Origin of the sequence: Streptomyces sindenensis (assembly GCF_014649035.1) — a bacterium.
GTDB classification, from domain to species: Bacteria; Actinomycetota; Actinomycetes; order Streptomycetales; family Streptomycetaceae; genus Streptomyces; species Streptomyces sindenensis.
This window is the reverse complement of sequence record NZ_BMSG01000007.1, coordinates 222,051-246,725: the sequence shown is the minus strand read 5'-3', so window position 1 is coordinate 246,725 and position 24,675 is coordinate 222,051. Positions and strand designations below refer to the sequence as shown.

Annotated in this window: 21 protein-coding genes; 4 read left to right on the top strand and 17 right to left on the bottom strand. The window is 71.4% G+C overall.

Annotated features, from left to right (window positions below):
* The first annotated feature begins 295 nt into the window (after window positions 1-295).
* On the top strand, window positions 296-1,342 hold the full coding sequence (locus tag IE145_RS11835; protein WP_189520869.1) for a helix-turn-helix domain-containing protein: 1,047 nt from the start codon (window positions 296-298) through the stop codon (window positions 1,340-1,342).
* Window positions 1,343-1,359: 17 nt separating this feature from the next.
* Here IE145_RS11835 and IE145_RS11830 read toward each other — a convergent pair whose 3' ends face one another.
* On the bottom strand, window positions 1,360-2,229 hold the full coding sequence (locus tag IE145_RS11830) for an aminoglycoside phosphotransferase family protein (protein WP_189520885.1): 870 nt from the start codon (window positions 2,227-2,229) through the stop codon (window positions 1,360-1,362).
* 81 nt (window positions 2,230-2,310) lie between these two features.
* Window positions 2,311-2,871, bottom strand: a complete 561-nt coding sequence (locus IE145_RS11825; RefSeq protein ID WP_189520868.1) for a GNAT family N-acetyltransferase — start codon at window positions 2,869-2,871, stop codon at window positions 2,311-2,313.
* Between the two features lie 123 nt (window positions 2,872-2,994).
* On the opposite strand from IE145_RS11825, the gene IE145_RS11820 reads away from it, so the two are divergent.
* The gene (locus IE145_RS11820; protein WP_189520867.1) at window positions 2,995-3,444 is read left to right on the top strand and encodes a GNAT family N-acetyltransferase; all 450 of its coding nucleotides are present in this window, start codon (window positions 2,995-2,997) and stop codon (window positions 3,442-3,444) included.
* A gap of 38 nt (window positions 3,445-3,482) precedes the next feature.
* Here the strand turns inward: IE145_RS11820 and IE145_RS11815 are convergent, their stop codons facing one another.
* The 6 genes from IE145_RS11815 to IE145_RS11790 form a co-directional block, all read right to left on the bottom strand.
* A complete protein-coding gene (locus tag IE145_RS11815; RefSeq protein WP_189520866.1) occupies window positions 3,483-3,950 on the bottom strand; it encodes a GNAT family N-acetyltransferase in 468 nt (155 codons plus the stop codon).
* Window positions 3,951-3,991: 41 nt separating this feature from the next.
* Complete coding sequence (locus IE145_RS11810; RefSeq protein WP_189520865.1) at window positions 3,992-4,786, bottom strand: SDR family NAD(P)-dependent oxidoreductase; 795 nt, start codon at window positions 4,784-4,786, stop codon at window positions 3,992-3,994.
* Complete coding sequence (locus tag IE145_RS11805) at window positions 4,783-5,949, bottom strand: serine hydrolase domain-containing protein (protein WP_189520884.1); 1,167 nt, start codon at window positions 5,947-5,949, stop codon at window positions 4,783-4,785. The genes IE145_RS11810 and IE145_RS11805 overlap by 4 nt, the downstream gene beginning before the upstream one ends.
* Before the next feature lie 220 nt (window positions 5,950-6,169).
* Window positions 6,170-6,970 carry an energy-coupling factor ABC transporter ATP-binding protein gene (locus IE145_RS11800; protein ID WP_373296585.1) on the bottom strand — a complete coding sequence of 267 codons (801 nt, stop codon included), beginning with the start codon at window positions 6,968-6,970 and terminating at the stop codon, window positions 6,170-6,172.
* Entirely contained in the window at window positions 6,958-7,719 is a 762-nt protein-coding gene (gene cbiQ / locus IE145_RS11795; protein WP_189520864.1) for a cobalt ECF transporter T component CbiQ, read from the bottom strand. Before cbiQ ends, IE145_RS11800 begins: the two co-directional genes overlap by 13 nt.
* Before the next feature lies 1 nt (window position 7,720).
* Window positions 7,721-8,788, bottom strand: a complete 1,068-nt coding sequence (locus IE145_RS11790) for an energy-coupling factor ABC transporter permease (protein WP_189520863.1) — start codon at window positions 8,786-8,788, stop codon at window positions 7,721-7,723.
* Window positions 8,789-9,024: 236 nt separating this feature from the next.
* On the opposite strand from IE145_RS11790, the gene IE145_RS11785 reads away from it, so the two are divergent.
* Entirely contained in the window at window positions 9,025-9,474 is a 450-nt protein-coding gene (locus IE145_RS11785; RefSeq protein ID WP_189520862.1) for an SsgA family sporulation/cell division regulator, read from the top strand.
* 24 nt (window positions 9,475-9,498) lie between these two features.
* Here the strand turns inward: IE145_RS11785 and IE145_RS11780 are convergent, their stop codons facing one another.
* The 9 genes from IE145_RS11780 to IE145_RS11740 all read right to left on the bottom strand — a co-directional run bounded on the left by IE145_RS11780 (window position 9,499) and on the right by IE145_RS11740 (window position 21,060).
* A complete protein-coding gene (locus IE145_RS11780; RefSeq protein WP_189520861.1) occupies window positions 9,499-10,674 on the bottom strand; it encodes a DUF711 family protein in 1,176 nt (391 codons plus the stop codon).
* Window positions 10,671-11,855: a cytochrome P450 gene (locus IE145_RS11775; RefSeq protein WP_189520860.1), complete on the bottom strand. Its 1,185-nt coding sequence runs from the start codon at window positions 11,853-11,855 to the stop codon at window positions 10,671-10,673. Before IE145_RS11775 ends, IE145_RS11780 begins: the two co-directional genes overlap by 4 nt.
* Window positions 11,852-12,586: a thioesterase II family protein gene (locus IE145_RS11770; RefSeq protein ID WP_189520859.1), complete on the bottom strand. Its 735-nt coding sequence runs from the start codon at window positions 12,584-12,586 to the stop codon at window positions 11,852-11,854. Before IE145_RS11770 ends, IE145_RS11775 begins: the two co-directional genes overlap by 4 nt.
* Window positions 12,583-14,364: a non-ribosomal peptide synthetase gene (locus IE145_RS11765; protein ID WP_189520858.1), complete on the bottom strand. Its 1,782-nt coding sequence runs from the start codon at window positions 14,362-14,364 to the stop codon at window positions 12,583-12,585. The genes IE145_RS11770 and IE145_RS11765 overlap by 4 nt, the downstream gene beginning before the upstream one ends.
* Before the next feature lie 62 nt (window positions 14,365-14,426).
* Window positions 14,427-15,134, bottom strand: a complete 708-nt coding sequence (locus IE145_RS11760; RefSeq protein ID WP_189520857.1) for a ubiquinone/menaquinone biosynthesis methyltransferase — start codon at window positions 15,132-15,134, stop codon at window positions 14,427-14,429.
* On the bottom strand, window positions 15,131-16,150 hold the full coding sequence (locus tag IE145_RS11755) for a UbiA family prenyltransferase (protein WP_189520856.1): 1,020 nt from the start codon (window positions 16,148-16,150) through the stop codon (window positions 15,131-15,133). The genes IE145_RS11760 and IE145_RS11755 overlap by 4 nt, the downstream gene beginning before the upstream one ends.
* Window positions 16,151-16,209: 59 nt before the next feature.
* Window positions 16,210-17,553: a cytochrome P450 gene (locus tag IE145_RS11750; RefSeq protein ID WP_189520855.1), complete on the bottom strand. Its 1,344-nt coding sequence runs from the start codon at window positions 17,551-17,553 to the stop codon at window positions 16,210-16,212.
* A 524-nt stretch (window positions 17,554-18,077) separates the two neighbouring features.
* Window positions 18,078-20,327 carry an MMPL family transporter gene (locus IE145_RS11745; RefSeq protein WP_189520854.1) on the bottom strand — a complete coding sequence of 750 codons (2,250 nt, stop codon included), beginning with the start codon at window positions 20,325-20,327 and terminating at the stop codon, window positions 18,078-18,080.
* Window positions 20,328-20,487: 160 nt separating this feature from the next.
* The gene (locus tag IE145_RS11740; protein WP_189520853.1) at window positions 20,488-21,060 is read right to left on the bottom strand and encodes a TetR/AcrR family transcriptional regulator; all 573 of its coding nucleotides are present in this window, start codon (window positions 21,058-21,060) and stop codon (window positions 20,488-20,490) included.
* A gap of 170 nt (window positions 21,061-21,230) precedes the next feature.
* On the opposite strand from IE145_RS11740, the gene IE145_RS11735 reads away from it, so the two are divergent.
* Entirely contained in the window at window positions 21,231-24,632 is a 3,402-nt protein-coding gene (locus IE145_RS11735) for a S41 family peptidase (protein WP_189520852.1), read from the top strand.
* Window positions 24,633-24,675: the final 43 nt, after the last annotated feature.

The following is a 24,675-nucleotide window of genomic DNA, read 5'->3' as shown; positions in this document are numbered from 1 at the left end:
GCCGCTCAACGATCCTCGCCACAGGCCACAGCCTATCGGGCCAATTGAGATGACTTCTAAAGAACCAAGAGAAAGAACCCAACCCCACCCAACCCACCCGGTGGCCATCTGACGGACCCCAGGGGCTTTCGGGGCTCCGTCACTCACACGGGTGATATTTCCCAACTCAGCTCGCTTTCGGGCAGCTTGCCCGGCATATGCTCACGCCAGACCACATCCCACACATACGTCGGCCCCCGACCGGGACTGCAATCCCAACCGAGGGCCTGGCCACCAAGGAAGTTAGGGCTTCCCGATGGATACCCAGCAGAATACTGCCCTCACCCGCGCCCTGGCGGAGGTTCCCGGACCTCTCCCCACCCGTGGCGTCATCCACATCACCTTCCCCCACACCGACCGCTTCACCGTCGTCGGCAACCACCTCGCCCAGCACCCCGACCTCAGCTGCACCGCCGTCGGACTCGCCGTACTCATCCAGTCCCTGCCCCAAGGCACCGAGATCGGCGTCAAGGCCCTGGCCGCCCGCTGCAAGGAAGGCGAGAAGCGCATCGCCGCCGCCCTGCGCGAACTCGAAGCCCACGGCTACCTGCGACGCTTCCGCCACCGGCTGCCCGGCCAGAAGGTCATCACCCGCACCGTCTTCTGCAGCCGGCCCACCGCGCTGCTGCACCCCCGACCCCGCCCGGCAGCGGAGGCACGACCCCGACCCACCGCGTCGGCAGCCGTACCCGTACGTAAGCCTGCCCGGGTGCACGTACCCGCGCCCGTACCTGTCGCCGTCCCCGCGCCCGTACCCGTACCGACGGCTGCGCCTCCCGCGCCGAAGGCCCCCTCAGCCCCGCCCGTACTGCCCCCGCCGCCCCCGGTCTTCGAACGGCGCGTACCGCCCCCGACCGCGCCCAAGGCACCTCGTCGGCCTCTCCCCCAGCCCAGCGACCTCACCCCGGAGCTCGACCGCGCCGCCACCACGTTCCTCAGCGATCTGCGCCGCCACGCGCCCCAGTTCACCCTCTCCGAGGACGACGTCCGTCGGCTGGTTCCCGGGGTGGCGGCCTGGCTCGAACGCGCAGCCCGTCCGGACGCCATCCGCCGCGCACTCACCGACGACCCGCCCCAGCCCCTCAGGCACCCGGCCAAACTCCTCGCCCACCGGCTCACCGAACTGCTCCCGCCGACACCTCCCGGCGTCGACGACCTCGCCGCGCTCGCCGCTCGCCCCCGGGTCGTCGTCACACCCTTCCAGACCTGCGACGACTGCGACCGCGCCTTCCGCTCCCCGACGCCCGGCCACTGCCGCGACTGCCGCGAGACCCGCGCCGCCTACGCGCAGGCCGCCGCCTGACCGGTCGCGAGCCGAGATCACCGGCTGCGCAGGGCCTTCGCCATCGCGACGGCGGACGGCGCGAGCCGCCTCTCGCCGTCCTCGATGTCCCAGAGGGCGTTCTGCAACAGCCGCCCCCGAGTCCAGCCGGCGGCCCGTGCGCGGTCCAGGCCGAGGGTGTCCGTCAGCAGGTCGAACCGGCGTCGCACCACACGCAGCGGCTCGCCCTTCGCGACGACGTCATCCCACCGGCTGTCCAGGGCGGGCCACAGGTCGAACCCCGGATCACCGGCGAGCGGCTCGGGGTCGATGGCGATCCACGGCTCACGCTGCGCGGCGAGGACGTTGTCGTAGTGGAGGTCCCAGTGCAGCAACCGGTCCCCGGGGTCGTCGGCCAGTTCGGCGATAGCCGAGGCCCAGCCCCGGAGCAGTTGCCGGTCGGCCGGGTCCGTCAGATGAGTGATCGCCTGCGGGACCTCTTCCAGCATCGCTGCGGCGACGTCACCGAGGCCGGGCAGTCCCTGCGGCGCAGCGACCGCGACCAGCCGCGCGTGCAGCCCGGCGAGGATGCCCATGGCCACGTCGTCATCGTCGATCGAGGCCAGGGTGCGGGCTCCGTCCAGCCGTTCCAGGAGCATGCTGCTGGTCGCGGCGTCGTGATCGAGGAGCCGGACCGCTCCCGCGCCGTTCCAGGTGCGGAGTCCGATCAGCGCGGCTGCGGTCTCCTCCCGGGGCAGCTGAAGTCGGAGCACCGCGCGTGTGCCGTCGTGGCGCAGGACCGGCAGCACCAAGGAGGCCTGGCCGGACCGGACCGCGCCGTCCCGCCGCAGCTGCCAGCGTTCCAGTATGTCCGCGGCGAGAGCGGGCAGTTCGGCGACCCAGGCTCTGCCTGCCTCGCCGAAGCCCATGGCGTACGACGCCACCAGGCCCGGCGGGACCTCGTCGGCGGCCAACGCGTTCGGCACTGCTTCCGGTTCCAGCCCTCGAACTCAGCGGCCGGCCGTCGCCTGCCAGTCGCGGCGGAGGAGGCCGAAGACCCAGGAGTCGGAGACGTCGCCGTTGACGACGCAGTCCTCGCGGAGGGTGCCTTCGCGGACGAAGCCGAGCTTCTCCAGGACCCGGGCGGAGCCCACGTTACGGGTGTCGGTCTCGGCCTGGACGCGGTTCAGGTCCAGGGTGTCGTAGGCCCACCGCAGGACGGCGTGCGCGGTCTCCGTGGCGTAGCCGTTGCCCCACGTGGCGGCGTCGAAGACGTAGCACAGGGACGCGCTGCGGAAGTCCGGGTTCCAGTGGAACAGGCCGCACCAGCCGATGAACGAGCCGTCGGAGGCGCGTTCGACGGCCACCCGCGCCCCCGAGCCCTCCTCCTCGATCCTCCGGCAGGTCGCGAGGAAGGTCTGGAAGCGGGCCGGGTCCGTCCACGGCGGGGAGTCCCAGTAGCGCAGCACGTGGGCGTCGCTCTGGAGCGCGTAGAGCGGCTCCGCGTCGGCCTCGGTGAACGGCCGCAGGCGCAGGCGCTCGGTCGTCAACTCGGGGGTGGGCAAGGTCATGCGGGGCATCCTGCCGCGCGATGCCCGCCCACGCCATCCATTTATCCGGCGGCGCCGGGCGTCACGGACGGCGACCGCCCGGACCGACGGCCGGACCTTCGTCCCCGACTACCATCCCGGCCCATGACCACCTCCAGCACCAGCGCCGGGCCGGGCGTGCACGCATACGAGATCGACACCGACCCGGACCGCATCGACCTCGACCTCGTGCACCACTGGCTCTCCACCGACGCCTTCTGGGCGCTCGGCCGCAGCCGGGACCTCGTCGAGCGGGCCCTGCGCGGATCGCTCAACTTCGGTGTGTACGACGGCGAGGGGACGCAGGTCGCGTACGCCCGGGTCGTCACCGACCGTGCCACCTTCGCCTGGCTCTGCGACGTCTACGTGGACCCCGCGCACCGGGGCCGGGGCCTCGGCGTACGCCTGGCGACCGCCGTCCGCGACCACCTCGCCCCGTACGAACTCAAGCGCACCCTGCTCGCCACGCTCGACGCCCACGAGCTGTACGCCAAGGTCGGGTTCACCCCCGTGCCCGACCCGACGAGGCTGATGACGCTCGGCCCGGCGACGTAGCGGCGCGGCGGGCGGGACGCACACTCACGTCGCCGCCGCTACATCCGCTCCGCCACGATCTCCCCGTCCTCCTCCGCCCCCGTCGGCCGGAAGCCGAGCGCGGTGTACAGGTGGGCGGCCACCGCGTTCTCCGGGGCGTACGAGAGGCGTACGGCGGTGCCCGCCTCGCGGGCCGACAGCCAGTCCGCCAGGGTGTGCACGGCCGCGCGGCCGATGCCCGTGCCCTGGTGGGCGGCGTCGATCAGCATGCCGCCGATCCAGTGCGAACCGTCCTCGTCCCGGCCCCACATGATGTGGCCGGTCACCTCGTCGCCCGCGAGGACGGCCAGGGAGTTCCAGGTGTCCTCGCGGCTGCTCAGGACGAGGTAGCGGGCGGCCAGGGCGGGGACCCAGTCGCGCTGGTCGTCGCGGGGCGCGCAGTCCGCGACTGCCCGCCAGTTGTCCGCGTCCACCGCGCGCAGGGTGACGGGGCGGCCGGTCTTGTCGGTGTGTCCGTGGTTGATCATCCGCGCAGGGTAGGCCCCCATCGCGGTACCCGACCACGGAATTACGGCTGCGCCATCGCCTGCCGGAATCCCGTGTTCACCGCGACGATCCCGCCGTCCACCCGCAGCGTCGTCCCCGTGATCCAGGCCGCGTCGGACGAGGCGAGGAAGGCCACCGCCGACGCGATGTCCTCGGGGGTGCCGACCCGGCCCAGCGGGTAGAGAGCCGCCGCGCGGGCCAACTCCGCGTCGCGGCCCGCCCAGGCGTCCGTGCGGATCGTGCCGGGGGCCACCAGGTTGACCCGGACGCCGCGCGGGCCCGCGTGGCCCGCCAGCGTACGGGTCAGGCTGGCCAGGCCCGCCTTGGCGGCGCTGTACGCGTGGCCGCCGAAGTCCTGTTCGCCGTTGACCGAGCCGATGGTGACGATCGCGCCCCGGCCCGAGGCGACCAGGTGCGGCAGGGCGGCGCGGGCGCAGCGGAACGGGCCGGAGAGGGTGATGTCCAGGTCGCGTTCCCAGCTCTCGTCCGGCTCGTCCTCGAAGAGTTCGGCGTCCTCGCTCGCCGCGTACGCGTTGTTGACCAGGACGTCGAGCCGGCCGAAGGTCTCGACCGCGTACGCCACCGCCGCCTCCACGGCCGTCCTGTCCGCCACGTCGCAGGCGAGGGACGCGGCGGTGCCGCCCGCCTCGCGTATCGCCGCCGCCGTGTCCGACGCGCGCTTCGCGTCCAGGTCCGTGACGAGGACCGAGGCCCCTTCCGCCGCCAGGCGGTGGGCCGTTGCCGCGCCGATGCCCTGGCCTGCGGCGGTGATCAGGATGCTGTGGCCGTCGAAACGAGCAGATGTCACAGGTGTCATAGCGCCGACCGTACTGCCCTGACCAGCGCCTGGGCACGGGGATCCGCGGTGACTCCCTTCTGGAGGCCGTTGGTGACGTAGCCGAGCGCGATGCCGGATTCCGGATCGGCGAAGCCCAGGGAGCCGCCGCGGCCCGGGTGGCCGAAGGAGCCGGGGCCCAGCAGCGGGGCGGCCGGGCCGTGCAGCATGTAGCCCAGGCCGAAACGGGTGTTGACGACCAGCACCCGGTCCGGGCCCGCCGACTCCTCCGTACGGGCCAGGGTCAGCGTGGCGGGGGCGAACAGCCGTCGGTGGCCGTCGACCGGGCCGATCATCGCGGCGTAGCAGCGGGCCAGGCCCCGGGCGGTCGCGATGCCGCCCGACGCGGGGAGTTCGGCCGCGCGGTAAGCGGGGTCGTTCTCGTCGGGGAACGGGTCGATCGCGCCGAACGCCCGGCGGGTCAGCGACTCGGGGTCGCGGTACGCCTCGACGACGGAGCGTTTGGGGCGTACGCGCAGGGCGCCCGACGCGGCGGCCGCGGCCGGGGGTTCCACGGGGCCGATGCGGCCGATGCGGTGGGCCTCGTCGGCGGGGAGTCCGAACCAGAAGTCCAGGCCGAGCGGGCGGGCGATCTCCTCGGCGATCCAGCGGCCGATGGTGCGGCCCGTGGCGCGGCGGACCAGTTCGCCGATCAGCCAGCTGTAGGTCTGGGCGTGGTAGCCGTGGTCGGTGCCGGGCTCCCACTGCGGGCGCTGGGCGGCGACGGCGGCGGGCCCGGAGACCCCGTCGGCGGCCTCGGCCGGGGTGAGGGCGCGGTCGAGCGCCGGGACCCCGGCCCGGTGGGCGAGGAGGTCGCGGACGAGGACGCGTTCCTTGCCGTTCGCCTTGAACTCCGGCCAGTAGGTGGAGACCGGGGCGTCCAGGTCCACCTGCCCGCGCTGGTGGAGGAGCAGCGGGACGGCGGCGGCGATGCCCTTGCCCGCCGAGCGGACGATCTGGACGGTGTCGACGGCCCACGGTTCGGTGCCGTCGACGTCTCTCGTACCGGCCCACAGGTCGACGACCTTGCGTCCGTGGCGGTAGACGGCGACGGCCGCGCCGCGTTCGCCGCGCTGCTCGAAGTTCCGGACGAAGGCGTCGGCGACCGGTTCGTACCCGGGGGTCACCGTGCCCCGGACGTCCACGGCCCTGTCCTCGGTCACGGTCACGGTCACGTCCGTGGCCGCTGCCGCCTCCGTGCCGGACTCCGCCCCCGTGCCGGACTCCGGGCCCGTGCCGGATTCCGCTTCCGCGCCCGTACCCGTCGTGCTCACTCCCGTGCTCCCGCTCATCCCCCCATGGTGCACGCCCCGGCCGGGTGTTCGGGGAGCGGGTCTCCGTCACCACCGGGCCGTCACCATCTGTTTACGGTGACGGAACGTCGACCGCTCCCGGGTCGAAGCCGAACGGCAACTCCAGCCGGTGGGAGCGCATCAGCTCCTCGTCGCGCAGCAGGTCCTGCGTACGGTCGTCGGCGGCGATGACGCCCTCGCTGAGGACGACCGCGCGCGGGCAGAGCTCCAGCGCGTACGGCAGATCGTGGGTGACCATCAGCACCGTGACGTCCAAGGACCGCAGGATATCGGCCAGTTCGCGGCGGGAGGCCGGGTCCAGGTTGGACGAGGGTTCGTCCAGGACGAGGATCTCCGGGTCCATCGCGAGGACGGTGGCCACGGCGACGCGGCGGCGCTGCCCGAAGGAGAGGTGGTGCGGCGGGCGGGCCGCGTACTCCTCCATGCCGACCTGCTTCAGCGCCCGCAGGACGCGTTCCTCCAGCTCCGGTCCGCGCAGTCCGGCACAGGCGGGGCCGAAGGCGACGTCCTCGCGGACCGTGGGCATGAACAGCTGGTCGTCCGGGTCCTGGAACACGATGCCGACCCGACGGCGGATTTCGGCCAGGTTCCGCTTGGCCACCGGGAGTCCGGCGACCCGGACCGTGCCGGAGCCCGCCTCCAGGATGCCGTTGAGGTGCAGGACGAGCGTGGTCTTGCCCGCGCCGTTGGGGCCGAGGAGCGCGACGCGTTCGCCGCGCCGCACGGTCAGGTTCACCCCGAAGAGGGCCTGGTGGCCGTCGGGGTAGGCGTAGGCGAGGCCGCTGACTTCCAGCGACGGGGCAGTCGGCGGGGTGTGGGGCGAGGCGTCATCCATGGGGGTCACAGGGTCCATCCCAGCAGACAGACCGCGAGCGCGAGGACGGGCAGCGTCGCCGCGTACGCCCATTGCCGCCGGTCCGCCGTCACCTCGTCGATCACCGGCATCGTGCCCGCGTACCCCCGGCTCACCATGGCGAGGTGGACCCGTTCGCCGCGTTCGTAGGAGCGGATGAACAGGGCCCCCGCCGAGGCGGCGAGCACCCGCCACTGCCGTACGCCGCGCGCCTCGAAGCCCCGGGAGCGGCGGGCGATCGCCATGCGCCGCATCTCGTCGGTGACGACGTCCCCGTACCGGATCATGAACGAGGCGATCTGCACGAGCAGCGGCGGCAGCTTCAGGCGCTGGAGGCCGAGCAGGACGGCGCGCAGTTCGGTGGTGGAGGCCAGGAGCACCGATGCGGCCACGCCGAGGGTGGCCTTGGCCAGCACGTTCCACGCGCCCCAGAGGCCGGGGACGCTGACGGAGACGCCGAGGACGGTGGTCTGTTCGCCCGGCACCACGAACGGCATGAGCAGGGCGAAGGCGACGAACGGCACCTCGACGACGAGCCGTTTCAGCAGGAAGCCGGCGGGGATCCGGGCCGCGGCGGCGACGGCGCCCAGCAGGGCCGCGTAGAGCCCGAAGGCCCACATCGCCTCGCGCGGGGTGCAGACGACCACGAGCACGAAGCAGAAGACGGCGACGAGTTTGCAGTGCGGGGGCAGGCCGTGGACCGGCGAGTGCCCCTGCCGGTAGAGCTTGTGGGCGTGGCCCGCGCCCATGTCAGGCGTTCTCGTGGTCGCGGTCGTGGGGCGCCGTGCCGGGCTCTTCCCCGCGGCGGCGGATCACCCGGAACACCCCGGTGCCCACGACGACGGTGGCGCTGACGCCGATCACCCCGGCGAGGCCGCCGGAGAGCCGGGCGTTCGCGATGTCGCCGACGCCGTAGTCGGCGAGCGGGGAGCCGGCCGCGCCGTGCTCCTGCGCCTTCTCGTCGATGCCCTGGTCGGCGGCGACCCGCTCCAGGCCGTCGGGGCTGGCCGAGGCGTAGAAGGAGACGAACCCGGCGAGGAGGAACGCCGAGACCAGGCCGGTGATCCAGAGCCCCCGGCTGGAGCGGGGCGCGGCGGCGGGCTCGGGGTCGCGGGTGGCGGCGGGCGCGTCGACCAGTGCGCCGTCGACGCGGAGCTTCAGCGGGGCGGCCGGGCCGCCCCGGACACCGTGGACGAGGTCGGGGCGTACGGCGAGGACCGCGCCGACCGTCAGGGCCGTGATGACCGCCTCACCGATCCCGATCAGGACGTGGACGCCGATCATGGCCGTGAAGACCTTGCCGATCGGGATGTCGGTGGTGCCGCCGATCCAGTAGAGCAGCGTGAAGGCGGCGGCCGACGCGGGTACGGAGACGAGCGCGGCGACGAACGCCGAGGCCGTCACGGACCGGCGGGCGCGCGGCAGGAGGCCGGTGAGCAGGCGGAACACCGCGTACGCGACGACGACGGTGACCACGCCCATGACGGTGACGTTCACGCCGAGCGCGGTGAGACCGCCGTCCGCGAAGAAGACGCCCTGCAACAGCAGGACCACGGACAGGCAGAGCACCGCTGTGCGGGGCCCGACAAGGATCGCGGCCAGCGCCCCTCCCATCAGATGGCCGCTGGTACCGGCGGCCACCGGGAAGTTGAGCATCTGCACGGCGAAGATGAAGGCGGCCACCAGCCCGGCGAGCGGGGCGGTGCGCTCGTCCAGTTCGCGGCGCGCGCCGCGGAGGCTGACGGCCACCGCGCCCGCCGCGAACACCCCGGCGGCGACGGAGACAGGTGCGTCGATGAATCCATCGGGTACATGCATGTCAGAGACTCCCGCTTTCTGCGGTTCCGCACGGTGTCCGCGTCCGCTGGGGCACGGACCTGCGGGCGGGGTCATGAACCCATCAATAATAGTGCTCTCTTGCGCAAGATACGCAAGAGCGGGAGTTCGGCAGCTGAGATGCACTCACGGTCACGGTGCGTACGCGCTCATCGCGCTATTTCAGCAAAATATGGGACATTAGAGAGCAGAACGATACATAGAGGAGGAGCCGGCCCATGTCCCCTGTGATCGAAGAACACGCACGCGCCCGGCTCATCACCGATGGCCCTCTCACCCGTCCGGTCCCGGTCGATCTGCGCTACGACCCGGCCGACGAGCGGCGCACCGTCCACATAGGCCTGCCCGACGGCACCGACTGGGCGTTCGGCCGCGACCTCCTGGAACGCGGTCTGCGCACACCGATCGAGCGCGGCGCCGTCCGCGTCTGGCCCTGCGGCCGTACGCAGCTGATCGTGGAGCTGCATTCGACGGACGGGGTCGAGGTGTTCCAGTTCGAGATCCGGACGCTGGTCCGGTTCCTCGCCCGGACTCACCGTACGCAGAGTCCGGGGGTGTCACCGGACGCGGGCGGCGGACCGCGGCCGCCGTCCCGCACCACCCGCCCCGGCAGGAGCGCCGAGCAGGGCGCCACGGAGGAGCGGGGCGCCCAGCCGGCCCGCGGCTGAGGCGCGGCTCGGCGTGCGCGGCCGCTAAGCGGTGGGGTAGTCGATGTTGATGATCTGTTCCGCTCGAAACTCCGTACGGCGCGGATCGGCCCCCGGAGGCGCGAGCATCAACCGGGCGGACAGCGGTTTCGCCCAGCGGGCCGACAGCGCCGCCATGTCCGCGATCATGGCGACGATCTCGTGTTCCCGGGTCGACGCGGGCAAGGGGATGGTGTCCATCCCGGCACCGCAGACCGATGAGTACGCGAGCACCGATGCGCTGTCGATACGGCCCTGCTGCCAGGCCAGTGCGAGCACCTCGTCCTCCAGGACCGGAAGCATCAGCCCCGCGTAGCCGACCGTGGGCAGGCCGACCGAGCGGATGCCCGCCGTGACCGCCGCGCAGGCTGCCACCGTTCCGGGAGATCCGAAGCGGATACCGCCGACGGTCTCCAGGAACTCCCCGATGCTGGCGTCCGGGGCGCAGGCCGGGGAGGGATCGAAGCCGTGGAACAGCAGGCCGTGGCGCTCGCAGGCAGGCCGCAGCAGGTCGTCGAGGGGGTCGAGCTGCTCATGCAGCCAGCTCCTGGTCAGGGTCGTCGCCCCGGTGAGGTCGAGTGCCGCCGCCTCGCGGGCGCGGGCGAGCAGGGGGCCCGCCGACTGGAGCCCCACGCTCACCCCCGCTTCGCCCCCGTCGCTGTACGAGCCGGGGAACAACGGAGCGTTGGCGCCCAGATGGGCGACTGCCGCGAACCGGAAGTTGGCCTCCCCGTCGCGATGTGCCAGGGCGCGGACCACGGCCCCGCTGAAGGCCACGGCGGCATGGTCGACCTCCGCGCCGTCGGCGACGAGGACGGCGAGGAACAGGGACGGGTGCGTGACCAGCACGTCCGCGACGTCCGCGGGTTCCAGCCCCACCAGCGCGGAAGGCCGCAGGACGCCCAGCGAGGCGCTGCCCACGCCCGCCCGCCGGCACCCCTCGACGAGACGGGCGGCTCGCGCGTGGAGCTGGTCGTGGTGGAGCGGTCGGTCGAGTGCCGGGCTGGACAGGCGCACCGTCTGCACCTCGTACCCGGCATCGGTGATCTCGTCACTGACCGCCAGTATCTTCTCGCCGTACCGGACGATGCCGGCGGTGTCGGGCCGACCCCCCTGGAACACCTCGTCGGGGAGGCAGAGAGTCACGGCGCGCACCGGGGAGGCGGACCTTGTCCGTGTCATGCGTGCAGCACCACCGGCAGCTCGTTCAGTCCCCAGGTGAAGTTCGACCCGTTGTAGCGCGGCCGGCCCCGCAGCGTCATCGATCGCACCATGTCACGCAGCACCCGCAGGTACGCGGTGATCTCCAGCCGCGCGAGCCGGCTCCCCAGGCACATGTGGCGGCCCGCGCCGAAGCTCAGATGCCGGTTGCCGGTCCGTCCGACGTCGAAGGTGTCCGGGGCGTCGAACACCTCCGCGTCCCGGTTGGCCGAGCCGATCCAGGTGACGACGCGCTGGCCGGGCTCGACCTCGACGTCCCCGATCCGCAGCGCCTCGGTGGCGGTCCGCAGCACATGCATGCCGGGCGCCGACCAGCGCAGCGCCTCTTCGGTGGCGACCTCCGGCTCGGCCTCCCCGCGTACGATGCGGGCCCACTGGTCGGGGTGCTCCGCCAGTTGGAGCGTGAGCGCGGCCAGCGTGAACCGGGTCGTCTCGTTTCCACCGGCCAGGATGCCGCTGAAGTTGAAGACGAGTTCCTGGTCCGTCAGCCGGGCGCCGCCGGAGTTCTGTGCGGTGAGACCGCTGATGAACGCGTTCGCGCCGGACTTGTGGTTCTCGCGCACCAGGTCGCCGAAGTACTTGAAGATCTCGCCGTTCGCCGTGATGCGCCGGACCTCGGAGGGGGATTCGAATGCCTCGGTGGTCTTTCTCCCGATCCATTCCCAGTCCGTGCGGGGCAGCCCCATGATGGCGCAGATGACGTCGGTGGGGATCCGTTCGAGCTGCGCGATCAGATTCGGACCGGGGTTCCGGACGGCCCTCGCGACGACGTCGGCGACGACCTGCTGCACGTACTCCTCGGCCCTGGACAGGACTTCGTTCGAGAACGGCTGGTTGAGCACCCGCTTCATCCGTGTGTGGTCGGGCGGGTCGGCGACGATCAGCATCTTGTTCGCGACGGCGTCGACCGCCCGGTCCGCCGAGCCGAGCCGCATGCCCTTCGCCGAACTCATGCGAGTGCTGTCGCGGTGCACGGAGACCACGTCGTGGTACCGGGTGACGTTCCAGAAGCCTTCCGGCTCCCCGGCGGGGTGCTGCCAGGACACGGGGTCGTTCGCCCGGTACCAGGCGAAGACGTCGTAGAACCCGGTGCCCTCGAAGAGACCCGGCTCGAACAGGTCCGGCGCTGTCAGCCGCGTCATCCGCACACCGCCCGGAGCGGAGCGGTCCCGGACACGGCGTCCGAGAGCATTCCGATGACGGTGTCCGGGTCCATGAACCCGTGATGGTCCGCGTCGATCACCTGATGTCCTCGGTAGTGAGTGGCTCTCTCGCGCCACCGGGCCATCTGCCCGGCGGTGACGACCCGGTCGCGGTGGCCCGAGACCGATCGCAGCGATGTGCTGGCCAGAGGTGCGGAAGGGACCCGGTAGCCGGTCATGAGACGCAGGTCCGCACGGAGCGGCAGGAGGGCGTACGGGGCGTGCCGGGTTTCGCGCACCGATGGGTGGAGCAGGGCCGTCAGCTGCGCCTGGGACGGGTTCGCCGAGGGAAAAGTCATCCAGTGTTCGGGCGACCGGGCCGCGGCGACGACCAGGGAGTGGGCCGCGGTGCCCGTGGACTCGAGCCGTCTCGCCACCTCGTAGGCGATGAGCGCGCCGAGGCTGACGCCGAGCAGCACCAGCGGGCGACGCCGCGCCGGTTCGCGCAGCTCGCCGCTGATGTGGTCGACCACCTCGGCCAGGCTGTCGGCCGCCGCGTCCTCCAGCCGGTCCTCGCGTCCCGGCAACTGCACGCCGAGCAGGTGCGTTCCGGGGGCCAGCGCCGCCGCAGTCGCGCGCAGGCGCAGGCAGCCGGCGCCCGCCTGCGGGAACACCACCACGGTCGCGGTGGCGCTCTCGTCGGCCGCGGTGAAGGGGCGCAGATACGTCATGCCGCCCTCGCTTCGTCGATCCGTCTCGCCAGCGCTCCGGGGGTCCTGGTCGTGAGGACGTCGTTGATCGAGACCGTCACCCCCAGCTCCGTCTCGATGTGGGACGCCAGTTGGGCCGCGAGCAGTGAGTGTCCGCCGATGGCGAAGAAGTCGGAGTCCTGGGCGACGGCGTGCCCGAAGGCGCTGCCCCATGCCTCCAGGACGCAGCCGAGGAAGGGGTCGGCGTGTGCGGGCCCGGCACCCTCCGCGTCGGCACGCCGCCCGGCCAGTTCGGCATCGCCGAGCTCGGCTACCGCGTCCCGTGCGACCTTGCCGGTCGCCGCCAGCGGTATGTCGGCGATGCGATGCATCAGGGTCGGACACAGCTGGCGTGGCAACCGTGCGGCGAAGTGGGCGGAGAGCCGGGTGCGCAGGTCGTCGTCGAGGGGGCTCCCGGAAGCCGTCTGGAGGGCGATGGCCAGGGTGGGCGGCTCACCGCGCGTATAGGCCACGGCGCCCTCGATGCCGGGTACCTCGCAGGCGATGTTCTCCAGCTCTTCGAGTTCTGTCCGGAAGCCGCCTATCTTGACCTGGTTGTCGGCCCTGCCGAGGATGCTCACCTGTCCATCGGTACGGAGTGCCCCGAAGTCCCCGGTACGGAAGTGCCTGGCGCCGTTGTGGTCGATGAACCGGTCCGTGCCCGGAGCATGCGCGTCGACGTAACCGAGGGCCACTCCGGTGCCGCCGATGAGGATCTCGCCGGTGACACCGGAAGGGACCTCGTTCAGGTCGGCGTCGACGACGGTGACCGTGTAGCCGGCGAGCGGACGGCCGATGGTGCGGGGGTCGTCGCGGCGCAGGGTGTCGGCCATGGTGGCGGCGATGGTGGTCTCGGTCGGCCCGTACACGTTGATCACTCGGTCGGCGACGCTCCGGAGGCGGTCGGCCAGGGCGTCCGGACAGCGTTCGCCCGCCACCACGGCGACCTCGGCCTTCGGCAGCTCGGCGAGCGTGGCGTACAGCGAGGGGGTCATGCAGAGGTGGTCGATCTCCCTTGCGGCCAGGGCCTGTTCCAGGTTTCCGAGCGCCGGGTCGAGGGCGACGCAGGTCACGCCGTTGACGAACGGGGTGAGGACCGACCACAGCCAGCCGTCGAACCCCGGAGAGACGACCGAGACGGCCCGGCCGCCGGGCCGGTACCCGAGCGACTCGGCATTGGCCAGGAGGTTTCCCAGGGCGGTGGAGCCGACGCGCACCCCCTTGGGGCGGCCGGTGGTCCCCGAGGTGTAGACGACGTATGCCTCAAACCGGCCCTCGCCGTCGGCCCACTCGGCCCACTCGGCCCCGTCGGACTCACCGGCCCGCGGGGCGGCGGAGTGGACCTGCGAGCCGTGCGTCTCGACCAGCTTGAGGCCCAGTTCGACGGCGTCCGGCTCGGACGACACGAGCACTTCGCACCCGGAGTCCGCCACGATCCAGCGCAGGCGCTCGGCCGGATGCCGTTCGTCGAGGAGCACCGCCGACGATCCGTTGGCCCAGATCGCCAGCAGGCTGCTGAGCGCGTAGCGCGACCGGCCCGCCATGACCGCGACCCGATCGCCCGCACCGGCCCCGGCCGCCGCGATGCGGTCGGCCAGGGTCCGCGTCGAGGCGGCGATTTCCCGCCAGGTCAGCCCCTCGCCGTCGGTTCCGATGGATCCGATGAGGTCGGGGTGTTCCGATGCCCAGTGCTCCAGCGCCTTCTTGACGTGCGATATGTGAGGAACAGCCGCGTGGCTGTCCGGAACAGGCTTGCTCACAAGTTTTCCCCCATGTTCGGCAAGAGGTTCTCAGTGCGTCGACGTGCTGCCGATGTGCGCCGTCAATTCGCCTTGGTGGCCCACAGAATGACGTTGGTGGCGAAGAACTTCTTGCGCCACCCGATGTCCGTGAAGCCGAGCCCGCTCAGTGCGCCGGCGATGCTCTGCGGCGACTCGAAGGCGCGGGTGCTGGACTCGAGATAGGTGTAGGACCTTCGGTCACGCGCGACGACCTGCCCCAGGAGCGGGACGATGACGCGCAATCCCCACTTGACGACGGGCTTCACCAGGCCACTCGGGGGGCACGTTTCGAGGATCACGAGGCGGCCGCCGGGCTTGAGGACCCGGTGTTGTTCGCGGAGTACCCGGTCCAGGTCCTCGACGTTCCTGAGGAGGTAGCCCTCGGTGATTCCGTCGAAGGACTCGTCCTCGAACGGCAGATCGGCCGCGTCCCCGTGCTGCCAGCGCACCGCGTCCGCCCCGGGCTTCGTCCGGGCCCGGCGCAGCATCTCCTCGGAGAAGTCGACGCCGGTCACCGTGGCGTCGGGGCTCCTGCGGGCCACCGCCAGCGCGATCACCCCCGTGCCCGTGGCCAGATCCAGAAACCGTCCGCCCCCGGCGGGTGCGACCCGTGCGGCCACCTCCCGGCACCATTTCTCATGACGGCCGAGCGTCATGAGAAAGTTCATTCGATCGTAGTACCCGGCGATCTTCTGAAAGATCCCGTGCACTTCGGAACTCTTGTTGCCGCGCGTGCGGTCACTCGTCACCTGTCCCGCCCTCCTCCACTGGAAATGTCCACCTTCGCATCGAGCCGGGTGATGTGACGACTCACTCGGGAATCCGAACCGGACAGATCCGCCCCGGCCATGACCGCGACAGCGAGAAGGCCGATGAGCGCTGTCCCGACCGAGGGCCGCACCCCGAAGAGGAGAAGGCCGAGGAAGACCACGGATACGTACATGTCGCGCTGGCCGACCAGGTTGTACTCGACGGGCGTCCGGGCCCGGACCATGGAGACCATGTTGGCCACGGCCGGGATCACCATGACGCCCGCACAGGCCAGCCGGTCGGGCATATCGGCGAGAAGGACGAGCACCGGGAACGCGGCGTACACCAGGGTGGTCGCAACAGCGGCGACCCAGGCGCCGGCGAGCTGTGACGGCAGGAGAGCCGGGATCGTCCGCAGCCCGGCTTCCTTGTCCCCGGCGTAGTCGGGGACGTTCTTCATGATGCCCTTGGCGAAGTACCAGCAGAAGAGGAACACCCCCAGAGCGACCGGCTGGTAGGAGTCGTAATGGGGGATGTCCCACCACGAGTCACCGAGCAGCGCACCCGCGATGTACGGTTCTGTGACCGCCATCGAGAAGACCGCCATCCCCACGATCGGGCGGCCCTTCAGGCGGAACCTCTTCGAGGAGTATCCGAGCACCAGGAAAACGCTGAAGACCCACAGAAGCGTCTGTGCGAACGAGATCAGCAGCGAGAGCACCAGCATGATGCCCAGGCACGTGTACAGGACTCCCTTGAGCAGACCCTCGCCGGCCGTTTCGACCAGCTTCAAGCGGCCCGGCACGTTCTTGCCGTCCTCCACGAGGTCGGTCACGGCGTTGTGGGCGTTGGCGGCCAGAGGGGCAAGCACGTGGAAGAGGACGCCGAACAGCACCGTGAGGTCGAAGCGGTGATCGGCCACCGCCACGCCCACGCAGTAGGAGAGCGGACTGACCAGGAGCGTGCGAGGGCGCACGTTTTTGACCACCGCGTTGAAGCGCGTCATACGACGCATGGGCCGAACCTCTCTCATGAAATCGTGCCGCCTCTGGCGAATACGCACCCGAAGTGAAGTCACATACGCGTGAGGGTCACCCTGAAACCTTCACGAGGCCGCAGGGTGAGCAGTGCCCTGGGGGCAGGCCCGGTGGAATCCCGCTGCGATACTTCGAATTTGTCGAGAATGGCCGCCAGCAGCATGCTCATCTCCATCATGGCGAACCCCTTGCCGATGCACATATGAGCGCCGGCCCCGAAAGGAAGGAACCGCCCCTTTCCGGGGATGCCGTTCATGAAACGCTCCGGAAGGAATTCGTCCGGCCGTTCCCAGACGGTCGGGTCCCGGTGGATGGCAGCCACGTTGAGCATCACGAAGGATCCCTCGGGGATCTTCGACGAGCCTATGAGCACATCCTTCGTGACCTGTCGGGGGATGGTCGGGGACGGCGGGAAGAGCCGCATCCCCTCGTTGATGACGCGCTCGAGAAGAGTGCTTTCCCGCTGTTTCCCCGAGGTGGGCAGGGCGGTCCGACGCACCTCTTCCCGAACGCGCTGCTGAACGTCCGGATAGCAGGCGAGCAGATACAGGATCCACGTCAGCGCACTGGCCGTGGTCTCGTACGCGGCGACGAACGTGGTCAGCATCTCGTCCCTGACCTCGGTGTCGGTCAACGGTTCCCCGGTGTCACCGGCCTTGACCGCCAGCAGGATGTCCAGCAGGTCGCCGTGGTGTTCGCCGGTGGTGCGCCGTTCTGCGATGAGCCGGTGGACGAGGTCGTCCAGGCCCCGCATGGTCGCGGTGAAGTCCCGGTTCCGTCGGCTGGGTACGCCGACCGGCAAGGAGAGCGGCATCCGCAGGCGGCGCTCGACGAACTCCAGGAGGAAGGAGATCGTGCCCGGTGTCAGGACGTCGGACACCGTGTCGCCGGACCGGCTGAACATGCACCTGGCCACGATGTCGAGGGCGAAGGAGAGCATCTCCTCGTGGACGCGCAACTCCGTGCGGTCGCGGCTCTCCCAGCGCCCGGTGTGCTCGTCTGTCACGTCGGCCATCTTCTGCCGCATGCCGGCCAGGCTGGGGCGGCTGTACATGGGCTGGAGGGCCCTCCGCCGCCGCAGCCACTGGTCGTGGAACGGATTGCTGATCAATCCGTCCCCGAGCACCAGTCGCAGCGGGTTGTCGGCGTTCGGCTTGCCGAAGGTGTGGATGTCGGAGAGGACGATGTCCGCGGCGGTGCTCCGGTTGACGAACACCATGCGCTTGGGTCCGACGGCGAAGTGCGAGAGCTCGCCGCCGTCCAGGGCGGCGTACTGGATGGCGTTCAGCAGGTTCGACCGCAGCTTGAGGAGGTCGCCGATCCCCGGCAGGCGTCTCGACGGCACGGTCGGCGCGGAGAGGACGCCGCTGTCGTGCCGCACTTGCCTGGTAGGTAGCACGCTCGCGGCGGTCCCCGCCATCCCGGCCCCCTGATGAGTCGATACGTCATGTCTGCGGCCGGGCCGCGTCCGGTGAAGGCGCTGGACACAGAGTCCGTACGCACGGCACCGGATGGACGAGGCGCCGCCCGTCGCGCGGTCGCGCCTTGACCCATCCGGCGTTCACAAGTCGTACTCGCGCGAGATCCGGCGGAGCAAGCAGATGGCAGGAAGGTGACGTGCGATCCCGGTGGGCGAGCACGTGACCCCTGACGGGGCATCGGTCGGTGCCGGTCGGTTTCCGGATGCCGGTCAACCTTCGATGGCAGCAAGATGCCTCGGGTCCGGCCGGCGCGGGCCGGACCGGCCGCGGTGTGACGTCACCGAGCGCACACGCGAAAAGCCCCCGTGCCGTTCGCACGGGGGCTTTCGCTGTGCCCCGGTCCCCGTCCCCACAGGTAACCGGCGCTTCCGGGGCCCGCGCTCCGCTCAGACGCGGGCCCCGGAGTCTTCACCGTCCGGACGGGTCAGACGCGGGCGAGCTCGCGCTCCCCTTCGCCGCCACCGTCACCGGACCCGGTGGAGTCGGACGGGTCGGTCAGCTGCTGCTGGAGCTTCTCGCCCTCCACGTCCACGTTGGGCAGCGCCCGGTCCAGCCAGCGCGGCAGCCACCAGGCCTTCCGGCCGAGCAGGGCCAGGACGGCGGGCACGATCGCCATGCGCACCACGAAGGCGTCGAAGAGGACGGCGATGGCGAGCGAGAAGCCGATCATCTTGATCATCTGCTCGCTGGAGCCGATGAATCCGGCGAAGACCGCCATCATGATCACCGCGGCGGCCGTGACCACCCGTGCGCCGTGCTTGAAGCCGGTCACGATGGCCTGGCCCGGGCTCTCGCCGTGGACGTACGCCTCGCGCATCCGGGTGACGAGGAAGACCTCGTAGTCCATCGCGAGACCGAAGACCACACCGACCATGAAGATCGGCATCATGCTCATGATCGGACCGGTCTGCTCGACGCCGAAGAGCGAGCCGAGCCAGCCCCACTGGAAGACCGCGACGACCGCACCGAGGGCCGCGACCACCGAGAGCAGGAAGCCCAGGGCCGCCTTCAGCGGGACGAGGATCGAGCGGAAGACCAGCATCAGCAGCAGGAACGCGAGGCCGACGACGAGCGCCAGGTAGGGCACCAGGGCGTCGTTCATCTTCTGCGAGAAGTCGATGTTCATCGCGGTGGCGCCGGTGACCAGGACCTCGGCCCCGGTGTCGGCCTTGATGCTCTTGCCCGCGTCACGGATGTCGTGGACGACCTCCTCCGTGGCGTGGGAGGACGGCCGGTCCTTCGGGATGACCACGATCGTCGCGGTGTCGCCGGCCTTGTTGAACCGGGCCGGGGCGACGGCGACGACGCCGATCGACTCGACCTCCTCGGCGACCCGGGCGGCGGCGGCCTTGCCGTCGGAGCTGTCCTTCGTGTCGACGACGACCATCAGCGGACCGTTGAACCCGGGGCCGAAGCCGTCCGAGAGCATGTCGTACGCCTGGCGCTGCGTGGTCGACTTCGGCTGGGCGCCGTCGTCGGGCAGACCCATCTCCAGCGAGGCGGCCGGTACGGCGATGGCGCCGAGGCCGAGGACGCCGACGAGCATGACCCAGACCGGCTTGCGCAGCACGAACCGCGCCCAGCGGGTGCCCATGTTCGGCTTGGCGTCGGCGCTCTTCGTCAGGTCGGCGCCGTTCCCCGGCTCGCCCGCCCTGCGCGCCTTGCGGCCCATGATCCGCTTGCCCGCGAAGCCCAGCAGGGCCGGGACGAGAGTGAGGGCGATGACGACGGCGATCGCGACCGTACCGGCGGCGGCGAAGCCCATCTTCGTCAGCATCGGGATGTTGACGACGGCCAGGCCCACCAGAGCGATGACCACGGTCAGACCGGCGAAGACGACGGCGGATCCGGCCGTGCCGACAGCCCGTCCGGCGGCCTCCTCGCGCTCCCGGCCGTCTGCCAGCTCGGCGCGGTAGCGGGAGACGATGAACAGGGCGTAGTCGATGCCGACCGCGAGGCCGATCATCATGGCGAGGGTCGAGGTGGTCGTGCCGAGATCCAGCACGTTGGCCAGCGCGGTGATCGCCGAGACCCCGATGCCGACCCCGATGAGCGCGGTCAGCAGGGGCAGCCCGGCGGCGACCAGCGAGCCGAAGGTGATGACGAGGACGATCGCGGCGATGATGACGCCGATGATCTCGGCGGTTCCGGTGTGCGGCATGACCTGGAGGGCGTCGCCGCCGATCTCCACCTTCATGCCGCTCTTCCGCGCGTCCTTGCCCGCGTCCTCCAGGGAGTCCCGGGTCGCGTCGGTCAGCTCCATGGAGTTGACCTGGTACGAGACGGAGATGTACGCCGTCGAACCGTTCTGGCTCACGGCCTGTGCCTCGAACGGGTCGTCGACCTTGGCGATCTGCTGGGAGCCGGACCGCAGCTCCTTGACGATGCCGGTGATCTCGCGCTTGTTCTCGGCGTCGGTCACCTTCTCGCCCTCGGGGGCTTTGAAGACGACCCGGGCGGTCGCGCCGTCGGCGCTGCTTCCGGGGTTGCGCTCTTCCAGCAGGTCGAAGGCGCGCTGCGCCTCCGTACCGGGGATCGAGAAGGAACTGGAGGTGGCGGTGGACGCGGTGGCCGCACCGAGGATGCCGACCGCCAGCAACGCCACCCAGATCAGGGCGACGAAGCCGCGGCGGCGGAAGGTGAGCCGTCCGAGCTTGTAGAGGAAAGTGGCCACGGGGGCGTACTCCCGGTCAGGTCGTATGAGTGGAACGTGGGCGTGAGGAACCAGCCCGACGACGAGAGCGGCGTGTCAGGTGGAGCTTCGGGGAGAGGGCCGTGCGGGTGGGACGTGCCGTACGCGGGGACCAAGCCGTACGGGCAGTGGTGCGGGGACGTCAGACGCCGAGAGCGGGGAGAATCACGGCATCCACGTAATCCATGAGGAACGCCTGGTCGAGCGGGCGGTCCTCGATCAGCTGCCGGGCGGCCAGCGCGCCGACCAGCATGTGCGGGATGTACTTCAGCGCCGGGTTGTCCGGACGCAGCTCGCCCCGGTCCACCGCCCGTTGCAGCAGCTGGTCGAGACCGGTCATCTCCGGTTCGATCAGCAGCTCGCGCAGGGCCTGGAGCAGCTCGGGGTTCTCGTGGACGGCATGGCTCAGACCCCGCATCAGCGCGGCGTCCTTCTCCATCTGGCAGTCGTCGGTCCGGCTCAGCGCGGCATGGAAGTCACCGCGCAGCGAACCGGTGTCGATGTCCGTGAGGCTCACCGGCTTGCCGTGCCGCAGCGCCTTCACGACCAGCTCGGGCTTGGAGCCCCACTGGCGGTAGAGAGTGGCCTTGCTCGAACGGGTGCGGGCGGCGACGGCGTCCATGGTCAGGGCGTCGTAACCGACCTCGCGGAGCAGGTCGAGGACGGCCTCGTAGAGCTCGCCCTCACGCTCGGGGGTCAGCCTGGTGCGTGCCATGTGCCGACCTCCTTCGCGTTCGCTTCACCTGCCGACGGCCTCGCTCGGCATCGAACGAAACCGTTTCGTACACCTGAACCGTACCCCCGCCCGCCAGCGAAACGAAACCGTTTCGCTTGTGTCCTGCACCACAAGTTGCCCCGGGCCCCGCGCACCGAAAACATTGGGGGGTGAGTGACGACGTCGCGTATCTCCGTTTCCCGCACCTCCACCAGGACTTGCTGTGCTTCGCGGCCGAGGACGACCTCTGGGTCGCCCCTCTCGCCGCCGCGGGGCACCGGCCCGGACGCGCCTGGCGGGTGACCGTCGACCGGACCCGGGTCAGCCATCCGCGCTTCTCGCCCGACGGCACCACCATCGCCTACACGACCTGGCGCACCCTGGACCCCGAGATCCACCTCGCCCCGGTGGACGGCGGCCCGGCGCGCCGGCTCACCTACTGGGGCTCGACGGACGCCCGGGTCTGCGGCTGGAGCCCCGATCCGGGCGAGGCCTGCCAGATCCTCGCCGTCTCCTCGCACAACCAGCCGTTCTCGTACTTCTCCTGGGCCTACAGCGTCCCCACCGACGGCAGCCCCGGCGGCAGGCTCCCCTGGGGCCCGGTCTCCGACATCGCGGTCGCCGACATCGACGGCGAGCGCCGCACCCTGCTGCTCACCGGCACGCCCCCGCACGAACCGGCCGCCTGGAAGCGTTACCGGGGCGGGGCCATGGGCCGCCTGTGGCTGCACGGCGAGCGGCTGCTCCCGGACATCGACGGGCACCTCGCCAACCCGATGTTCGTCGGCCGCCGCATCGCGTTCCTCTCCGACCACGAGGGCGTCGGCAACCTCTACTCCTGCCGGACGGACGGCACCGACCTGCGCCGCCACACCGACCACGACGCCTTCTACGCCCGCAACGCCTCCAGCGACGGGCACCGGGTGATCTACCAGTGCGCGGGCGAGCTGTGGCTGGCCGAGGACCTGGAGTCGCCCGACGCCACCCCGCGCAAGCTGGAGGTACGCCTCGGCGGCCCGCGCACCGGCCGGCGTGTCCACCAGGTGCCCGCCGCCAGCAACGTCGACTCGCTCTCCGTCGACGAGACGGGCCGGGCCAGCGCCGTCACCGTGCGCGGCAGTCTCTACTGGCTCACCCACCGCGACGGCCCCGCCCGCACCATCGCCGACACCCCGGGCGTACGCGTGCGGCTGCCGGAGATGCTCGGCAGCGGCGGGCAGGTCGCGTACGTCACCGACACGGACGGCCCGGACGCGGTCGAGATCGCCTATCTGCCGCGCGCCAGCGGCGACCGGCCGCCGCGCAGGCTGGCCACCGGGCTGCTGGGCCGGGTCCAGGAGATGATCTCCGACCCGGACGGGAAGCGCCTGGCCATCGCCTCCAACGACGGCCGGCTGCTGCTCCTGGACACGGGAGAGGCGGAGGCAGGGGCGGAGCCCCTGGAGACCGTGGAGCCCGTGGAGAAGGCCCCCAGCGGCTCGACCCGCGCCGACCTCCACGCGGCCACCGGCGCGGCGACCCCGGCCGGCGCCGTGCCGGTCGACGAGCACCCCGGGCTCACCGAGCTGATCCGCTCGGTCAACGGCCCGGTCCGCGATCTGGCCTTCTCCCCCGACGGCGACTGGCTGACCTGGTCGCACCCGGGCGTCGGCCGCTCGCTGCGGCAGATCAAGCTGGCCCGGATCTCCGGCCCCGGCGCGCCGGTCATCGTGGACGTCACCAACGGCCGCTTCGAGGACGAGAACCCGGTCTTCACGGAGGACGGCCGCTATCTGGCGTTCCTGTCCTGGCGCGGCTTCGACCCGGTGTACGACGTCCACACCGGCGACCTGTCCTTCCCGCTCGGCTGCCGCCCCTACCTGGTGCCGCTCTCCTCGGCGACCCCGTCCCCCTTCGCGCTCTCGCCCGACGGACGCCCGGCGGCGGGCGGCCTCGACCCGGTGGACGTGCCGGACGGCGGTACGTCGGAGGGGTCGACGGTGATGGTGGAGTTCGAGGGGCTGGAGAGCCGGGTGACGCCGTTCCCGGTCTCCGCCTCCAAGTACTCGGCGCTCGCCCCGGTGAGCGGCGGCGGCCTGGTCTGGCTGCGCTGGCCGATCTCGGGGGCGCTGGGCGAGACGTTCGCCAACCCGGCCGACATGTCGGGGCGGCCCACCCTGGAGCACTTCAACATCGCGAAGGCCCGCAGGACCGAACTGGTCGACCACCTCGACTGGTTCGCGGTCAGCGGCGACTCCTCACGGCTCGTCGTGATGGACGACGGCGAGCTGCGCGCGGTCCCCGCCACCGAACCCGGCGACGGCGACACCACGGTCTACCTGGACCTGCGCCGGATCCTGCACGAGGTCGATCCGGGCGCGGAGTGGCGGCAGGCGTACGGGGAAGCGGGCCGGATCATCCGGGACTACTTCTGGGAACCTGACATGTGCGGCATCGACTGGGACGGGGTGCTGGACCAGTACCGCCCGCTGGTCGAACGGGTCGCGTCGCCCGACGAGTTCGCGGATCTGCTGCGCGAGGTGCTGGGCGAGCTGGGCACCTCCCACGCGTACGTCTCCCCCGCCCGCCGCAACGAGGGCCCGCCGCACTACCAGCGGGCGATCGGCCTGCTGGGCGCCAACCTGGTCTGCCGGGACGGCGCGTGGACGATCCAGCGCATCCTGCCCGGCGACTCCTCGGACTCCAAGGCACGTTCTCCGCTGGCCGGTACGGGGATCAGGGAGGGCGCGGTCCTCACCCACGTCGACGGCCGGCCGGTGGACCCGGTGGCGGGCCCGTACCCGCTGCTGACGGCGGCGGGCGGCACCACGGTGGAGCTGACCTTCACCCCGGCGGGCGGCGGCCCCTCCCGCCGGGTGGCGATCATGCCGCTGGTCGACGAACGCCCGTTGCGCTATCAGGACTGGGTGGCCAAACGCCGTGACGTCGTACGGGAGTTGAGCGGCGGCAAGTGCGGCTATCTGCACATCCCGGATCTGGGCGGCTCCGGCTGGGCCCAGTTCAACCGGGACCTGCGCCTGGAGGTGGCGCGGCCCGCGCTCATCGTGGACGTACGGGGCAACGCGGGCGGCCACATCAGCGAGCTGGTCGTGGAGAAGCTCACCCGCACGATCCTCGGCTGGGACCTGACCCGTAACGCGCAGGCGGTCAGCTACGCCTCCAACGCGCCGCGCGGCCCGGTGGTCGCCCTGGCCGACGAGGCGACCTCCTCGGACGGCGACATGATCACCGCCGCGTTCCGGCTGCTGAAGATGGGGCCGGTGGTGGGCCAGCGCACGTGGGGCGGGGTGGTCGGCATGACCGGCCGCCACCGGCTCGGCGACGGCACGTCGATCACGGTGCCGATGAACGCGGCCTGGTTCGACACGTACGGCTGGTCGGTGGAGAACCACGGTGTGGAGCCGGACGTGGAGGCCCTGCGCACCCCGCTGGACTGGGCGGAGGGGCGGTACGCGGTCCTGGACGACGCGGTCCGCCTGGCGCTGGACCTGCTGGCGGCCCACCCGGCGGCGACGCCCCCGTCGTACGACACGGCGCCGAACCTGCGGAGGCCGCCGCTGCCGCCGAGGTGACGGGCGGTCAACCGGCTCCCGATCCCCCGTGCGTGCGTAGTGA

Coding starts and splice junctions, on each gene's coding strand:
- IE145_RS11835 (WP_189520869.1), top strand. CDS start 296: ATGGATACCCAGCAGAATACTGCCCTCACCCGCGCCCTGGCGGAGGTT.
- IE145_RS11830 (WP_189520885.1), bottom strand. CDS start 2,229: ATGGGCTTCGGCGAGGCAGGCAGAGCCTGGGTCGCCGAACTGCCCGCT.
- IE145_RS11825 (WP_189520868.1), bottom strand. CDS start 2,871: ATGACCTTGCCCACCCCCGAGTTGACGACCGAGCGCCTGCGCCTGCGG.
- IE145_RS11820 (WP_189520867.1), top strand. CDS start 2,995: ATGACCACCTCCAGCACCAGCGCCGGGCCGGGCGTGCACGCATACGAG.
- IE145_RS11815 (WP_189520866.1), bottom strand. CDS start 3,950: ATGATCAACCACGGACACACCGACAAGACCGGCCGCCCCGTCACCCTG.
- IE145_RS11810 (WP_189520865.1), bottom strand. CDS start 4,786: ATGACACCTGTGACATCTGCTCGTTTCGACGGCCACAGCATCCTGATC.
- IE145_RS11800 (WP_373296585.1), bottom strand. CDS start 6,970: ATGGACCCTGTGACCCCCATGGATGACGCCTCGCCCCACACCCCGCCG.
- cbiQ (WP_189520864.1), bottom strand. CDS start 7,719: ATGGGCGCGGGCCACGCCCACAAGCTCTACCGGCAGGGGCACTCGCCG.
- IE145_RS11790 (WP_189520863.1), bottom strand. CDS start 8,788: ATGCATGTACCCGATGGATTCATCGACGCACCTGTCTCCGTCGCCGCC.
- IE145_RS11785 (WP_189520862.1), top strand. CDS start 9,025: ATGTCCCCTGTGATCGAAGAACACGCACGCGCCCGGCTCATCACCGAT.
- IE145_RS11780 (WP_189520861.1), bottom strand. CDS start 10,674: ATGACACGGACAAGGTCCGCCTCCCCGGTGCGCGCCGTGACTCTCTGC.
- IE145_RS11775 (WP_189520860.1), bottom strand. CDS start 11,855: ATGACGCGGCTGACAGCGCCGGACCTGTTCGAGCCGGGTCTCTTCGAG.
- IE145_RS11770 (WP_189520859.1), bottom strand. CDS start 12,586: ATGACGTATCTGCGCCCCTTCACCGCGGCCGACGAGAGCGCCACCGCG.
- IE145_RS11755 (WP_189520856.1), bottom strand. CDS start 16,150: ATGCGTCGTATGACGCGCTTCAACGCGGTGGTCAAAAACGTGCGCCCT.
- IE145_RS11740 (WP_189520853.1), bottom strand. CDS start 21,060: ATGGCACGCACCAGGCTGACCCCCGAGCGTGAGGGCGAGCTCTACGAG.